Below are 15,337 nucleotides of genomic sequence, written 5' to 3' on the forward strand. Positions count from 1 at the left end.
TGCGCTCTTTTAGAGATTGGTTCAGGATTGATGCCTTACACTAATGCGGAGCATATTTTGAATCGAAGAAAACCATGGCAGAGATCTTGGCGTCGCCGCCAGCGCAGTATCTGATTTTCTGCTTGGGAGCGGTTGTCGTGTTCCTCGTCGCCTATCGATTGGGAACGCGGAAGCCTGCGCTTCCCGAGGCGGAGAGCCTGTCTGGTTTCGGAAACGATGCCGCCATCCTGCAGCTTGTCGTCGAGCATGTTCATGAAGGCCTGGTCATGCAGGATATTTATGGGCGTATCGAGTGGTCAAACCCTGCCTATTCCCGCATAACAGGCTACAGCTCAAAAGAAATTCGGGGACGACGACCGCAAGAATTCATTCTGCCCGACGAAAAGCAGCTGCCTGCTGAAGAGATCGACAACTTCAAGTACGACCTGACCCGATTTCAGTCCGGTGTCGAGGAGCTGATCATGAATCAGCGCAAGAATGGCGAGATATTCTGGAACCAGCTGACATTTGCCGTGGTAGATGGTGCAACGCCGGACCAGACGAAAATCATCCTGATCTGCCGCGATGTGACAACTCAGGTTGAGCACGTCAAAGAACTGGAAGATGCGCGGAACAGGCTGAAATTCCAGGCAGAGCATGACGATTTGACCGGCGTTGCCAACCGCTCGAAGCTGTCGACTTATCTGCAGGAGCTCGTGCAGGAGAAAAACGGGTCTGGCCGGAAGCTCGGGATCATCCAATTTGATCTCGACCACTTCAAGGATATCAATGACAACCACGGGCACAGTGCAGGTGACGCCGTCTTGCGGCACGCCGCCAAGGTTCTGCAAGCAGCGGTCGGCGACAAGGGGCTGGTGGCGAGGATCGGCGGCGACGAGTTCATTGCGGTGATACCGGAACCAAGCGGTGCGGATGAGCTGGACAGTCTTGGCAAGAAGATCATGAGCGGCCTTGAACGGCCGATCACCGTGGACAGGCATAATTTGCGTGTGGCTGGCAGCGTCGGGCTGGTTCTGGCCGACACCGCTAAGGTCAGTGCGTCGGCACTTATAAACTGGGCCGATATCGCTCTTTATGAAGCCAAGAAGACCGGCCGTGGCCGGGTCGCCTGGTACTCGGATGCTGTCGGCGCGACGCACCGCCACCGCCGAATGGTTATGGCGCAACTCGACCAGGATCTGGAAAACGGCAATCTGACACTGCTGATGGAGCCTCAATACTGTTTTCGCGAGAGCAATATAGTGGGCTACGAAGTTTATGCGCGTTGGCTTCACCCGAGTGAAGGTCTTGTTGACCCCGTCAAACTGCTGTCGGTCCAGGAAGACCAGAAACGCATAGCAAGGATCGAAATGTTCGCCTTGAAGCGCGGTCTTGCGGAGATCCGTAACCTGCGAGAGGTTTCGAATTCGCCCTTCACCATGGCGCTCAACCTGTCGCAGGCGAGCTTCAAATCTCCGGGCTTTATTGATGAGCTTCAAAAACTGACTGGCGACAAGGGCATCCCGCTTGAAGCGCTTATCGTGGAACTCGATGAGAAAATCATCCGTTTCGACGAAAAAGATGGGCTTCTTGACGCGATCGAGGCGCTGAAAGGGATTGGCTGCAAGGTCGCCATTGATCGATTTGGCGGCGGGCATGGTGGTGCTGGCCAGTTGTTGCATGTTGCGGCCAATGTGATGAAAGTCTGCCCGGACCTCGTTGCTGGTCTGGAAGCCAACTGCGAGCGGCATCAGCTTGTACAGTCCGTTCTTCGGCTTGCGGATCAATTCGGACTGGAGACTGTCGCAGTCGGTGTGGATACGCCACGGCAGGTCGATGTCCTGAGAGAGCTTGGATGCAAGCAGATCCAGGGCAGCGTGGTTTCCGTTCCCGTGTCTCCGCGGGAGGCGGAAATGCACGTGATGACATTCGAGCTGGAAGAAAGCGCTCATTCCGATTTGGCCATTGCCAAAGGGTGATCCGGCGCTCTGGCAGCGTGCCGGAGAAGGGGTAGTCAGATCTGTGTCTCATCCGCAACAGTTGCGTTGATCGTGCACTGAAATGACGGATTTTCACTTCCCAATCGATGCAAAAGCGGGTACCTGTTTTTTCAGTCAGCTCCTAGAAGTTGACTCATTCCCAAGTCACAAGTGGCTTCCGCGCCACGCAACCAGGAGGGCTTACATGATAGATCATTGCATGATCCACCCATTTGCCGCCCTTGAGGGTTGCCCAGGGATTACTGTCCGCCTCCGTTAGCGACGCGCTCAGTCCTCATTCATAATTCCAAGATCTGCGGTGACCGGCACAAGCCGATCCAATGCTGCATACGCTGTCGATGTATGTCCGCCGTCACCAGTGACAAATCCCATTTCGGAGACGATCCGATGTCAGTCCAATTCACACCGGACCTGGCCGCATTGGCAGGCCGTCCGGATTTCGAGGTGTCCCCTCCCGAAGAACCGGATCCCGGTATTCTTGTGCGGTTGAAAAGGACAGCTGCCTCCGCAGCTCTTTTCCTGGGCACTACATTTGCAGTTGCCGGGCTGTTTTTCATCCCGGTGCTCTTTTTCAACCTGAGCCGGATTGAGGCTCTGGAAATCGCAGGCCAGCAACTCACCGCGACCGCGTTCCTGGGTCAGTTGGGTGCGCTTTTCTGGGGCACTTTTGTCCTGGCTCTGGCCTTTACAAGTTTCGTTGCCAGCATGCTCATATTTGCATCTGGCCGATTGATACGCCCGTATTCGAGACCGGTCGGACAGGAAGATGCCATGGCGCATTTGACTGTGTTACGGTTGAGCGGGTCTGAGAGGTGATCATGTTTGATCGGTTCGAAAAGCTCATTGATCCGTTCGAAAACGAAGAACTCGACGTTCCTCCCAAGGGTTTTTGGGCCTTCTGTTGGTACTATACCAAGCCAGTTTGGCCCATTTTGCTCACGGCCTCCGTCTTGGGGGCGATCATCGCGGTCCTGGAGGTTCTGATCTTCACGTTCTTGGGCGAGCTGGTCACCTGGCTCAGCACCGAGAACGCAGAGACTTTCTTTGAAGACAATTGGCGGCAGTTGCTCTGGATGGGGCTGGTCGTGCTGGTGCTGCTGCCGGGTGTTTCCGCCGTTTGGGAGATGCTGTTTCATCAGGGCCTGATGGGGACTTACCCCATGTCGGTGCGTTGGCGGGTACATCGTTATCTGCTGCGCCAAAGCATTTCGTTTTATCAAAACGATTTTGCGGGGCGGATCGCCAACAAACTGATGCAGACAGCTCTTGCCGTCAGAGAGGTTGTCACGAGGATTGCAGACATTCTCGTCTATGTGATTGTCTACTTCGTGGCAGCACTTTTCGTCGTGGCTGAGGCCAGTCCTTATTTCGCCATTCCATTTATGGCCTGGCTGGGCTGTTATCTGGTGACGATGCGGATCTTCATACCGCGGCTCAAAAACGTTTCCAGGGAACAGGCAGACGCTCGGTCTGTCATGACGGGACACGTGGTGGATGCATACACCAACATCTCGACCGTGAAGCTGTTTTCACACGCTGCGAGAGAAGAGGACTATGCAAAGACTTCGATGATGACCTTCCTAAAGACCGTGTTTTTGCAAATGCGGTTGGTAACTGGAATGAACATCACGCTGACGACACTTAACATGCTGCTTCTTTTCGCAGTTGCGGGGATGTCGATCAGTCTCTGGCAGGCGGGAGCCGTCAACACGGGAGAGATTGCTGTTGCCGTTGCGCTGGTTCTGAGGATCCAGGGCATGTCGCAATGGATTCTCTGGGAAGTCTCTGGCCTCTTTGAAAACATCGGGACGGTTCAGGACGGCATCAACACCATTTCGCGTGAGCGCGACGTTGTGGATGTGCCTGAGGCGACTGCGCTTGAAGTGCCAACAGGTGAAATCCGTTTCGACGGGATCGGCTTCCACTACGGCAAGGCGTCCGGTGTGATCGAGGATCTTACCTTGACCATTCAACCGGGCGAAAAGATCGGTCTGATTGGCCGTTCGGGTGCGGGCAAATCGACCTTGGTCAATCTCCTGCTACGCTTTTACGACCTGGAGCGTGGCAAGATCCTGATCGACGGGCAGGATATTGCCGGTGTCCTGCAGGATGACATTCGCGCAAATGTCGGAGTGGTGACGCAGGACACATCGCTGCTTCATCGTTCGATTTTCGAGAACGTCGCCTACGGCAAGCCGGATGTCAGCCGCGAAGAAGTCGAGACCGCGCTCGGCAAGGCCCAGGCGCTAGAGTTCGTGGGTGGTCTGACTGATCTCAATGGCCGGGCCGGGTTGGATGCTCATGTCGGTGAACGCGGCGTCAAGCTGTCGGGCGGGCAAAGGCAGCGGATAGCCATTGCGCGGGTGCTCTTGAAGGATGCACCTATCCTGGTGCTCGACGAGGCAACCTCCGCGCTTGATTCCGAAGTGGAAATCGCCATCCAGGAAAGCCTGTTCGAGCTGATGCAAGGCAAGACCGTAATCGCGATCGCCCATCGGCTGTCGACAATCGCGGCGATGGATCGTCTGATAGTCATGGACAATGGCCGAATCATCGAGGAAGGCTCGCATCAGGAATTGCTTGACCGGAATGGCCTTTATGCCCAGCTCTGGCAACATCAGTCGGGCGGCTTCCTGGCTCCCGTTCAGGCAGCCTAGTGGTCCCGTCACAAAAAGCAGGGCCGGGAAATCCATTTCCGGTCTTGCACTCCGTGCCAAAATAGGGTCTGAACAAACGCGGTAGCGGTTTTGCCTGCGACATATGCGTTCTAGGGCGTTTGTTGAACTGGACAAGCGTTTCGAAGGGTGCAAAAAGACAAACCGCTTGATCGGTGCGCGTTTGAGGGCGCCCGGTCTCCGTAGAGCCCGGCATGGTTCCGAGGTCCTTCTGGGGCAGAAGGGTTTGGACCGTGCGTGGGCTTTCGGTACAGGTTGAACATAAAAGAGGACGCGACCTTGGCACACAACACGGATGCGGAAGAACCGAACCGCCGTGACTTTCTCTACATCGCGACCGGGGCAATGGGCGTTGTGGGCGCCGGCGCGTTGGTATGGCCGTTCATAGATCAGATGAACCCGGATGCTTCCGCCTTGGCATTGGCATCTATTGAAGTTGATGTGTCTGCCGTTGAAGAGGGGCAGTCAATCACGGTTAAGTGGCGCGGTAAGCCGGTATTCATCCGCAACCGCACTGAAACGGAAGTGGACGAAGCCAAATCCGTGCCGATCGCGGATTTGCCGGACCAACTGGCGCGAAACGCCAACCTTCCGGCCGACGCGGATGCGTCAGACCCGAACCGTGGTGTTGAGGGCAAGGAAAACTGGCTGGTACAGATCGGCATCTGTACACACCTTGGCTGCGTTCCGATTGGTGACGCGGGTGAGTTTGGCGGTTGGTTCTGCCCTTGCCATGGCTCCCACTATGACACTGCCGGCCGTATCCGTAAGGGCCCGGCTCCCGAGAATTTGCTGATTCCGCCGCTCGAGTTCGTTAGCGACTCGACGATCAAGATCGGCTAACGGCAGACATTTTTAGGAGACAGCCATGGCTGGACATTCAAACTATGTACCGCAAAGCGCTGCGGCCAAGTGGCTGGAAAGCCGCTTGCCGGTTATTTCGCTTATGCGCGGTTCCTTTGTAGATTTCCCGACCCCGAAGAACCTGAACTACTGGTGGACCTTCGGCGGTATCCTGTTTTTCGTGCTGATCGCGCAGATCCTGACCGGTATCGTTCTGGTGATGCATTATACGCCCAGCACCGGCGCAGCATTCGACAGCGTTGAGCACATCATGCGTGATGTGAATTTCGGCTGGATGCTACGCTATCTGCATTCTAACGGCGCCTCGATGTTCTTTATCGCCGTCTACATTCACATTTTCCGCGGTCTCTACTACGGTTCTTACAAGGCGCCGCGCGAGATTTCCTGGATCCTCGGCGTGATCATCTTCCTGATCATGATGGGTACAGCCTTCATGGGCTACGTTCTGCCATGGGGCCAGATGTCCTTCTGGGGCGCAACGGTTATCACCAACCTGTTCTCCGCGATCCCGCTGGTCGGTGAAGCCATCGTGACCTGGCTGTGGGGCGGCTTTGCTGTCGACAATCCGACGCTGAACCGGTTTTTCTCGCTGCACTATCTGCTGCCGTTCATGATTTTCGGCGTGGTGATTCTGCACGTATGGGCGTTCCACACGACGGGCAACAACAACCCGACCGGTGTTCAGCCGAAGACCAAACAGGATACGCTTCCGTTCCATCCGTACTACACGATGAAGGACCTGTTCGCGATTGTCGTGTTCATGATCTTCTTCTCGTGGTTCGCATTCTACCTGCCGAACTATCTGGGTCATGCCGACAACTATATCGAGGCCAACCCGCTGGTTACGCCTGCGCATATCGTTCCTGAGTGGTACTTCCTGCCGTTCTACGCGATCCTGCGCGCCGTTCCAGACAAGCTGGGTGGTGTTGTGCTGATGTTCGGTGCGATTGCGGTTCTGTTCATCCTGCCGTGGCTGGATACTTCTAAGGTGCGCTCCGGCGCCTACCGTCCGCTGTTCAAGCAGTTCTTCTGGATTTTTGCAGCGGTTTGTGTGGCTCTTGGATATCTGGGCGCAATGCCCGCGGAGGGCATCTACGTGACGCTTTCGCGCATCTTCACTGCCTACTACTTCGCGCACTTCCTGGTCATCTTGCCAATGCTCGGGTTCCTTGAAAAACCGAAACCGCTTCCGGCTTCGATTTCAGAATCTGTGCTGAAGGGTGGATCAGGCAAACCGGCGGCTGCGGCTGCAGCACCGGAAACGAAGTAACGCGAACCGGATCAGGAGTTATTTGAGACAATGAGCACCATGATCAAAATGGTTCGTTCCCTAGCAGCAGTGGCAGCGCTTGCCATTGCGACACCTGCGATGGCCGCAGGTGCCAATGTCGAGATCGACTATCAGAGCTGGTCTTTTGCCGGTCCTTTCGGTTTCTATGACAGGGCCCAGCTGCAACGCGGTTTCAAGGTCTATCGTGAAAACTGCTCTGCCTGCCACGGCCTGAGACTGGTTGCTTTCCGCAACCTGGCCGAAGATGGTGGCCCGAGCTTCACCGAAGATCAGGCCAAGGCTGTCGCGGCAGAATACACTGTTGTCGACGGACCAGACGATTTCGGCGACATGTATGACCGTCCGGCCATTTTGGCCGACCGGTTCCCGTCGCCATTCCCCAACGAGCAGGCGGCACGTGCTGCCAATAACGGCGCTTACCCGCCGGATTTCTCACTGCTCGCAAAAGCACGCGCTGCACAGCGCGGCTTCCCGTGGTTTGTCTTTGACATCTTCACGCAGTACCAGGAAAACGGTCCGGACTATATCTACTCGCTGCTGACAGGCTATGTGGATGCTCCGGAAGGCGTGGCAGTTCCGGACGGGCAGTACTACAACCACTCGTTCCTGGCTGGCGAATTTATCTCCATGGCTCCTCCTCTGTTTGAAGAGGCCGTGGAATATACCGATGGCACGCCGATGACGGTGGACCAGTACGCGAAGGACGTTGCGGCGTTCATGATGTGGGCAGCTGAGCCTCATCTGGAAGATCGCAAGAAAATCGGCTTCCGCGTCATGATCTTCCTGATCGTCTTTGCTGGCCTGCTGTACTTCACCAAGAAGAAACTATGGCGCAATGTTGAGCATTGATTGATTGCCTGCACAATGCATGATGAAAGCCGCCGGTTTCCGGCGGCTTTTTCTTTGGGGGAATGTTTATGCACCGCTTGTTGTTATTACTGGGAGCGCTTCTGCTCTCCTGGAGCGCTGTGGCCGGGTCGGCGGCAACGCACCGGGTTTCGGTACTCGACATGCAATTGGCGATGAAAGCCGCGCTGCGGGCCGTTCTGGTGTGTAATGAAGCCGGTCATCAAGTGGGTGTTTCGGTCGTCGACCGGTTTGGCCTGGAGCAGGTCACCTTGAGAAGCAACATGGGTGGAGCCCATGTGACGGATGCTGCACGCCGCAAGGCCTGGACCGCAGCAACGTTCAATCTGCCGACATCTGAAATTGATGCCCTGGCGCAGGACGCGGCGCGCGAAGATCTTCGAACGCTTTCCGGTGTCCTTGCGCTTGCTGGCGGGCTGCCGATTGTCTCCCAGTCCGGAGAGCTGCTTGGCGGAATTGGTGTTGCCGGCGGGGAGGGAAGTGACAATGAGGCCAAATGTGCTGAAGCCGGTCTTGACGCCATCGCAGAACAGTTGAAATAACCCATCTCGAAGCGGTGGCCGAGCCTTGTTCGGACAATGCTTGCAGAACTTAGATCATTTTTGGAGCGGACATGGCAGACGCAGTTTTGGGCATTATCGGTGGATCCGGCATCTACGATCTGCCGGGACTAGAAAATTCGGAATGGATCAGTGTGGAAAGCCCATGGGGAGAGCCCTCTGACCAGGTTCGCATCGGATCCATTGACGGCCTGAAGGTCGTATTCCTTCCGCGTCACGGCCGTGGCCATGTCTATTCTCCAACCACCATCAACTACCGCGCCAACATCGATGTAATGAAGCGCTGCGGCGTAACCGATCTGTTGTCGGTGTCTGCATGCGGCTCTCTCAAGGAAGAGCATGCACCTGGAACCTTTGTTCTGGTGGATCAGTTCATCGATCGGACAATTGCCCGGGAAAAAGCTTCTTCGGGACGGGGTGCGTCGCGCATGTTTCCATGGCAACGCCCGTCAGTCCGAAACTTGTCGATGCTGTTGCAGCGGCGGCGGAGGCAGAAAGCCTGGCTTACGCAAAGGGCGGAACTTACCTGGCGATGGAAGGACCGCAATTCTCGTCGCTCGCAGAAAGTCACCTTTATCGGACGTGGGGCTGCGACGTAATTGGCATGACCAATATGCCGGAAGCAAAATTGGCCCGTGAAGCGGAGATCTGCTACGCCACCATTGCCATGGTAACCGACTATGACAGTTGGCACCCGGACCATGGCGAGGTTGATATTCAAGCCATCATCAAGGTGTTGCACGACAATGCCGAAAACGCGCAGCGTCTGGTTGCCCGCGTCGCGCGGGATTTGCCGAGGCAACATCAGTCCTGTCCCGCAGGCTCGGACACCGCGCTTGAGTTTGCCTTCATGACTGCGCCGGAAAAACGTGACCCGGAACTTGTGGCCAAACTCGATGCCGTGGCCGGACGCGTTCTGAACAGGCCGTCCTGAACGGAAATCCACGTTTTGACCTAACTGAATTTGCTTCGACCGGTTCGACAATCTTGTTATAAGCACCGGTCGGAGAGGAACAGCCAGCGAAAGAAAGTGAATAGATGACCGACCAGACAATCCAGGATGAACTGATCGGAGCGATCCGGACGATCAAGGATTATCCGACAGATGGAATTCTGTTTCGCGACATCACGACGCTTCTTGGGAATGCTCGGGCATTTCGGCGCGCCGTTGACGCTCTGGTTCAACCCTGGGCGGGCTCCAAGGTCGAACAGGTTGCCGGCATCGAGGCCCGTGGCTTTATTCTGGGCGGTGCTGTTGCACACCAGCTCTCTGCGGGTTTTGTTCCGATCCGCAAAAAGGGCAAGCTGCCGCACGAGACCGTGCGCATCGCCTACTCGCTGGAATACGGCCTCGACGAAATGGAAATGCACAAAGATGCCATCAATGCAGGTGATCGTGTGATTGTCGTCGACGATCTGATCGCGACCGGCGGTACTGCCGAAGCCGCCTGCAAGCTGTTGCGCTCAATGGGTGCCAATATCGAAGCAGCCTGTTTCATCGTGGACCTGCCGGATCTGGGTGGGCGCAAGAAACTTGAAGCCATGAATGTCCCGGTCCGGACCCTGGTGGAATTTCCGGGTCACTGACTTGCCATGTCGGGAGGTTCCGTGGACGAAGAGGCAAAACCGGACTTTTCGAAAAAGTTCCGCCTGGACTTCGAAACGCTTCTGAAATGGCGGCGCGATGTGCGCCGATTCCGAAGGGATCCGTTGCCATCCGGTCAGCTGGATCATCTGCTGCATTTGGCAGACCTAGCGCCTTCTGTCGGCAACAGTCAGCCCTGGCGAATCGTGATCGTTGAGAGCCCGGAGAAGCGGTCGGAAGTGACTGCGTGTTTCGAGGCGGAAAACGAAACGGCGGCAAAAACTTACCAAGAAGACAGGGCTGTGCACTACCGTCAGCTCAAGCTGTCCGGGCTGAAAGACGCGCCTGTCCATCTGGCCATCTTCAGCGACGAAGACCCCGCACAGGGGCATGGCCTTGGACGCATGACGATGCCGGAGACACTTGCCTATTCCACGGTCAGCATGATCCACACCTTTTGGTTGGCGGCGCGGGCTGAAGGAGTTGGCGTGGGTTGGGTGTCTATTCTTGATCCGGGTACCGTCGCCAAAATTCTTCAGGTTGACGACAGCTGGCGGCTCGTGGCTTATCTATGCGTCGGTTTTCCGGAAGAAGAACACATTGATCCGGAACTTGAGCGCGTGCGATGGCAATCGCGCAGTCCGTTGGAGACACGGTTGTTTCGCCGTTAGGAGATGAATCTCAGATGCCTGTGATTATTCGTGCGACCGAAGAGAGTGACCACGCCGACGTCCGTCAGTTGTTGATGGATCGCTGGACGGCTCCTGAAATCATGCTCGACAATGAAATGGTCGATGCGTCACGACTGCCGGGATACGTCGCCTACGACGGTGAAGAGCTTGTCGGCATGGTGACCCTGATCAAGCGTGCTGACGAGTGGGAAATCCTGACGCTCGACTCGCTCAACCGTTGGGGGGTGTCGGAAGCCAGTTGCTGGATGCAGTGGTAACCGAGGCCCGCTCTATCGGCATGCTGCGCCTGACCGTGCGCACATCCAACGACAATCTGGATGCATTCCGGTTTTATCAGCGACGGGGTTTTCGGCTCGAGCGGATCGGTCAGGGTGTGATTGACCGGGAGCGCGAGCAGAAGCCGGGTATTCCGCTGCGGGGCGACTACGGGATCGAAATCCACGACGAAGTACTGTTTGCGCGCGCGCTTTGATGTGGGCGCCTGCTGCGCACCTGATCGCGTCAGTTTCAGGAAAGCGTAGTTGCCTATCGGCGTTCGACGAAAACCGTGCCCTTGAACGAAAATACCAGTTTTTCGTCCTGATTGACGACTAGCATATCAGAGTGAACGAGGCCCCATTCCGGTCGGCTGCGGCTTTCTGTTTTGCCAGTGACGATCCGCTTGTAGCGAAGCGTGTCGCCAGCAAAGACCGGCTTTATCCATTTCAAATCCTCAAATCCTGGAGACGGGCCCATCTTTGCAGGGGTCTGTCCATCGGCGAGCATTTCGGCCACAAGCTCTTTGTGTCTCGCGACCCAAAGTTTCATGAACACTGAAGCGGTGTGCCAACCGGACGCGCACAAACGGCCGAAATGGGTCGCAGCGGCTGCTTCTTCGCTCAAATGAAACGGTTGGGGGTCGAATTGCTCTGCAAAACGGATGATTTCATCTTGGGTGAAGGTGTGTTGCCCAAGCTCGAGTGTTTCACCAATTTCGATTTCGTCGAAGGGTTTCGTCATCAGGCGATCTCCCGCTTGGCGAACAGGATCGGGTTTTCCCAATGAATGACTCTTGTGCCGTTTTGCTTGGTTGCTGTAATCCGAAAAATGGCGATACCGAGGTCTGGTTTGGTGCGCAGGTTCTTGGTTTCCAGAATTTCGGCACGGGCCGTCAGCGTATCACCCGGAAAGACCGGTTGTTTCCATTGCAATTTGCTAATGCCCGGAGAGCCTCTGCCACTTGTTCTGTTGAGGAGGTTCGCGGCCAACAACCGCATGACCAAGGACCCTGTGTGCCAGCCCGAAGCTGCCAAGCCGCCGAGCAGCGAAGCTTCTCCTGCAGCGTCTTCCAGGTGAAATGGCTGAGGGTCGAATTCTTCAGCAAAGCCAATGATCTCTTCCCGAGTGACCGTGAGCGAACCGAGATCAAACTCCTGACCTGGTTGTAAATCCTCGAAATAAAGGAGATCCGTCATAGGTGTTTTCCGGAATCATTCGGTCGAGCAGGCCAGGATGTATCCGGTTTCCTGAAGCCGGACTGGACCAGGTTCAGTCGAAATAAATTTCATTATCGTCCAAATAGACATTGCTGGCTTCACAGATATCGATTGAAATCGGCTCGTCCAGAACTTCGCTGTCATCGTCCCCGAGCCAGCCGATCTGAAGTACCTGCTCGCAGATGCCCGTGTCAGCATAAAACTCAGCACGCACGTTCTCGCCCGGACCAAGGGCATCCGATAGCCAGTTGTCGCTCCAGCCACTGCCGTCATCAGTGTAGAAACCGACAACGATGTTGCCCTCGGTATTGTTGTATACTTGGAAATAGCCTTCCGAGCCGGTTCCTTGCGCCATGGCGGCTGTCCCGGTCAGAAAAAGCATGCTCGCGCAGGCCACTATCTTCAGAAAATTCATCGGCGTTCCTTCATGTTAGCCATTTCCATTCCGGCGCCATCAGACGCTATCCACCGGATCCCGGCAAGTAAACCGGTTTCCGGTAGCTCTGGTTGAAGGCGTGGTCAGGTTTTCACGTATTTCCTCCAATTGTGGTTTTCCTGGAAGCCAAGCACGTCCCGAATCTTGCGGTTGGAAAACAGCGCTTCGTGGTCGCCGAGATCGCGGCTCAGGGGAACGCTCGGGAAAAACCGTTCCAGGATTTCCGAGTTGGGAATATCGACCGAGTTGGAGTCGTTTCCCGCATTGAAGACCTGATACCCCAATCCATCCTTTTCCAGGCACAGATCGACAATCTGACCGAGATCGCGCGCATCGATGTAGCAGAAGATGTTGCGCCGTCTTTGTGCCGGATCTTTGAAGAAATCCGGAAAACGATCATATTCATGCGGCTCGATGACATTGCCGATCCTCAGAGCATAAATGTCGTATCCGGAGCGACGCTGGAACGCACGAGCCGTTTGCTCGTTGACGACCTTGGATAGGCCGTAGCTGTCCATTGGATCGACATCATAGTCCTCTTCGACGGGAAGGGTTTTCGGATCGACAACACCATCGGCAAAGCAGACGCCATAGGTCGTTTCCGACGACGCGATCACGATTTTCCTGATGCCGAGTTTTACCGCTGCCTCGATGACATTGTAGGTGCCAACGGCATTGACAGCGAAAGTCTTGTTGTCCGGATGGATCAGGATGCGTGGTACAGCGGCAAAATGCACGACGGCATCGAAGGCCGGGACACCGTTGCCGGGTTCCAGCTCATCGAAATTGGCGTAGCTCGACATGACATTGAACATCTCGCCTGATGAGGTGATATCGGCCGTCAGATTGTCGACGCCTGGGTGATCAAGAGGCGTCAGATCGACATTTACAACCCTGTGCCCCTGATCAAGCAGATAGGGAATGACATGTTTTCCCGCTTTGCCGGAACCGCCAGTGAACAAAATTCGTTTTGGTGTACTCATATGAAGAAGGTCCAGTTTCAGAAGGTCGACACTGGTGAGTGTCGAGACAGTTCAAAGAGGCCAGAAAACCAGGATTGCCGGTATGGATACGACCAGCACCAGCAGCTCCAAAGGCAGGCCGATGCGCCAGTAATCGCCAAAGCGATAGCCACCCGGCCCCATGATGATGGTGTTGTTCTTGTGGCCGATCGGCGTCAGGAAGGCGCAGGATGCAGCCACAGCGACCGCCATAAGAAAGGGATCCGAGTTGACACCCAAACTGCCTGCGATCTGAACGGATATCGGAGCCGCAATCAGACAGGTGGCAACATTGTTCAGGAAATCCGACAGCGTCATGGTTACGATCATCAGCACGGCAAGTGTGATCCAGGCCGGAGCTCCCGCGGTCAGGGCAACGATGCCATCGGCAATCAGCTGGGCGTTGCCTGCATTTTCAAAGGCTTGTCCGAGCGGGATCAACGAGCCAAGCAGCACAATGACTTTCCATTCGACGGCGGAATAGACCTCTGAACCGCTGATGAGCCCGGTTGCAGCATAAAGAACGACACATGCCGCCAGCGCGACGGGCAAATAGGCAAGACCGGCAACGGCTGCCGTAATGGCCAGAACAAAACCCGCGATGGCAAGCCAGGCCTTGTTGCGCTGGATCATACCGGTCTTGCGTCCTTCCAGAGGCAAGACGCCCAACCAACTGCTGGCATGATCGAGCCGGTCTTCGGTGCCGAGCATGAGAAGGACATCTCCCGGCCGGATGATCTCGTGACGCACCCGCTTCTGGATGCGGCGTCCCTGACGGGATATGCCAAGGAGCGTGACGCTTTGACCGTAGAGCAGGCGCATGTCGAAGGCTGATCGGCCGATGATGCGCGCGTTGTCGGGCACGATGGCTTCAAGCAACGACAGGGCGCTGCCGCTCAGGCCGCCTTTGTGCCGTTCGGAGCCCGCGAATTCGAGTTTCGCAGCGCCCATGAATGCCTCGATGGCCTTTGGGTCGCCTTCCACCACCAGGAAGTCTCCGGATTTGATCGGCTCGCGGCGGGCAAATCCCCTGACGCGTCTGCCGTTGCGGATCAGCCCAATGATGACCACGTCTTTGTCATCGGCAACGGGGTAGAGATCGCCGACGTTAAGCGGTTTGTCATCAGGGATTTTTCCGACTTTGAGTTCCGCTGAATAGAGACTTTCAGCAAATCCTTCCTGCTTGGGCGGCTTTCGAAAATGGGCCGGAAGCAGGCGCCAGCCAAAAAGAGCAACAAAGGCAATCCCGGTTACGGCAACAACCAGTCCGACCGGAGCGAAATCGAACATCGCAAACGGTTGGCCGAGTGCGTCGGAGCGGTATTCGGCTATGACAATATTTGGAGGCGTACCGATCAAGGTAATCATGCCGCCGAGGATGGTTGCGAAAGACAAGGGCATCAAGGTCAGGCCCGGTGACCGTTCGCCCTTACGGGCAGCTTCAAGATCCAACGGCATTAACAGAGCAAGCGCGGCCACATTGTTGATAATCCCTGAAAGCCCTGCACCGACAACGGACATCAGGCCGATATGGCCGGAAAGGCTTCGCGAGGCTGACAGGAGATGGCCAGCAATAAGTTCGACGGCACCGGAATTCATCAGCCCGCGGGACACAATCAGTACAAGTGCAATGATGATGACGGCAGGATGACCGAAGCCGGTAAAGATTTCACCTGACGGAACAAGACCGAGCAGCGCGCCCAGAATGAGTGCCGCAAAGGCAATGAGGTCGAACCGGATGCGGCCCCAGACAAGCAGGACAAAAACGGCACCGAACAACACAAAGAGGGCGGTCTGATCGAATGTCACATAAGCTCCGGTGGATGCGGCCCCAATTCGCTACAACCGGTTTTAGGACGAATTGCCGAGATTCGCCAGAAAAAGGCCTGCAATTGGATTTCAATCCCTCGGC

Annotated in this window: 16 protein-coding genes and 1 pseudogene; 12 read left to right on the forward strand and 5 right to left on the reverse strand. The window is 55.9% G+C overall.

Annotated features, from left to right (window positions below; genetic code table 11):
* Positions 1-74: 74 nt before the first annotated feature.
* From ACZ1HV_RS22900 to ACZ1HV_RS22955, 12 genes and pseudogenes are all read left to right on the forward strand, one after another.
* Complete coding sequence (locus ACZ1HV_RS22900; RefSeq protein ID WP_472716424.1) at positions 75-1,958, forward strand: putative bifunctional diguanylate cyclase/phosphodiesterase; 1,884 nt, start codon at positions 75-77, stop codon at positions 1,956-1,958.
* Positions 1,959-2,366: 408 nt separating this feature from the next.
* Complete coding sequence (locus ACZ1HV_RS22905; protein WP_298812575.1) at positions 2,367-2,795, forward strand: hypothetical protein; 429 nt, start codon at positions 2,367-2,369, stop codon at positions 2,793-2,795.
* 2 nt (positions 2,796-2,797) lie between these two features.
* A complete protein-coding gene (locus ACZ1HV_RS22910; RefSeq protein ID WP_298812572.1) occupies positions 2,798-4,636 on the forward strand; it encodes an ABC transporter ATP-binding protein in 1,839 nt (612 codons plus the stop codon).
* 297 nt (positions 4,637-4,933) lie between these two features.
* Entirely contained in the window at positions 4,934-5,497 is a 564-nt protein-coding gene (gene petA / locus ACZ1HV_RS22915; protein ID WP_298812569.1) for a ubiquinol-cytochrome c reductase iron-sulfur subunit, read from the forward strand.
* 25 nt (positions 5,498-5,522) lie between these two features.
* Positions 5,523-6,788 (forward strand): cytochrome b, encoded by a 1,266-nt coding sequence (locus ACZ1HV_RS22920; RefSeq protein WP_265683766.1) that lies wholly within the window; start codon positions 5,523-5,525, stop codon positions 6,786-6,788.
* A gap of 30 nt (positions 6,789-6,818) precedes the next feature.
* The gene (locus ACZ1HV_RS22925) at positions 6,819-7,658 is read left to right on the forward strand and encodes a cytochrome c1 (protein ID WP_298812558.1); all 840 of its coding nucleotides are present in this window, start codon (positions 6,819-6,821) and stop codon (positions 7,656-7,658) included.
* Between the two features lie 68 nt (positions 7,659-7,726).
* Positions 7,727-8,218, forward strand: a complete 492-nt coding sequence (locus ACZ1HV_RS22930; protein ID WP_298962732.1) for a GlcG/HbpS family heme-binding protein — start codon at positions 7,727-7,729, stop codon at positions 8,216-8,218.
* A 71-nt stretch (positions 8,219-8,289) separates the two neighbouring features.
* Positions 8,290-9,170 (forward strand): annotated as a pseudogene (locus ACZ1HV_RS22935) (S-methyl-5'-thioadenosine phosphorylase).
* 104 nt (positions 9,171-9,274) lie between these two features.
* Positions 9,275-9,823 carry an adenine phosphoribosyltransferase gene (locus ACZ1HV_RS22940; RefSeq protein WP_298962727.1) on the forward strand — a complete coding sequence of 183 codons (549 nt, stop codon included), beginning with the start codon at positions 9,275-9,277 and terminating at the stop codon, positions 9,821-9,823.
* A gap of 6 nt (positions 9,824-9,829) precedes the next feature.
* Entirely contained in the window at positions 9,830-10,492 is a 663-nt protein-coding gene (gene bluB / locus ACZ1HV_RS22945; protein WP_298962724.1) for a 5,6-dimethylbenzimidazole synthase, read from the forward strand.
* A gap of 14 nt (positions 10,493-10,506) precedes the next feature.
* Positions 10,507-10,770, forward strand: a complete 264-nt coding sequence (locus ACZ1HV_RS22950) for a hypothetical protein (protein WP_472716425.1) — start codon at positions 10,507-10,509, stop codon at positions 10,768-10,770.
* Positions 10,752-10,985: an N-acetyltransferase gene (locus ACZ1HV_RS22955; protein ID WP_472716426.1), complete on the forward strand. Its 234-nt coding sequence runs from the start codon at positions 10,752-10,754 to the stop codon at positions 10,983-10,985. The genes ACZ1HV_RS22950 and ACZ1HV_RS22955 overlap by 19 nt, the downstream gene beginning before the upstream one ends.
* 53 nt (positions 10,986-11,038) lie before the next feature.
* Here the strand turns inward: ACZ1HV_RS22955 and ACZ1HV_RS22960 are convergent, their stop codons facing one another.
* The 5 genes from ACZ1HV_RS22960 to ACZ1HV_RS22980 form a co-directional block, all read right to left on the reverse strand.
* Entirely contained in the window at positions 11,039-11,512 is a 474-nt protein-coding gene (locus ACZ1HV_RS22960; protein ID WP_472716427.1) for a MaoC family dehydratase, read from the reverse strand.
* Positions 11,512-11,967 carry a MaoC family dehydratase gene (locus ACZ1HV_RS22965; protein ID WP_298812539.1) on the reverse strand — a complete coding sequence of 152 codons (456 nt, stop codon included), beginning with the start codon at positions 11,965-11,967 and terminating at the stop codon, positions 11,512-11,514. Before ACZ1HV_RS22965 ends, ACZ1HV_RS22960 begins: the two co-directional genes overlap by 1 nt.
* A gap of 73 nt (positions 11,968-12,040) precedes the next feature.
* Positions 12,041-12,403 carry a hypothetical protein gene (locus ACZ1HV_RS22970; RefSeq protein WP_472716428.1) on the reverse strand — a complete coding sequence of 121 codons (363 nt, stop codon included), beginning with the start codon at positions 12,401-12,403 and terminating at the stop codon, positions 12,041-12,043.
* A gap of 104 nt (positions 12,404-12,507) precedes the next feature.
* Positions 12,508-13,407, reverse strand: a complete 900-nt coding sequence (locus ACZ1HV_RS22975; RefSeq protein WP_472716429.1) for an NAD-dependent epimerase/dehydratase family protein — start codon at positions 13,405-13,407, stop codon at positions 12,508-12,510.
* A gap of 51 nt (positions 13,408-13,458) precedes the next feature.
* Entirely contained in the window at positions 13,459-15,234 is a 1,776-nt protein-coding gene (locus ACZ1HV_RS22980) for an SLC13 family permease (protein ID WP_298812531.1), read from the reverse strand.
* Positions 15,235-15,337 lie beyond the last annotated feature (103 nt).

The organism is Roseibium sp. JB4-4, from assembly GCF_055693425.1.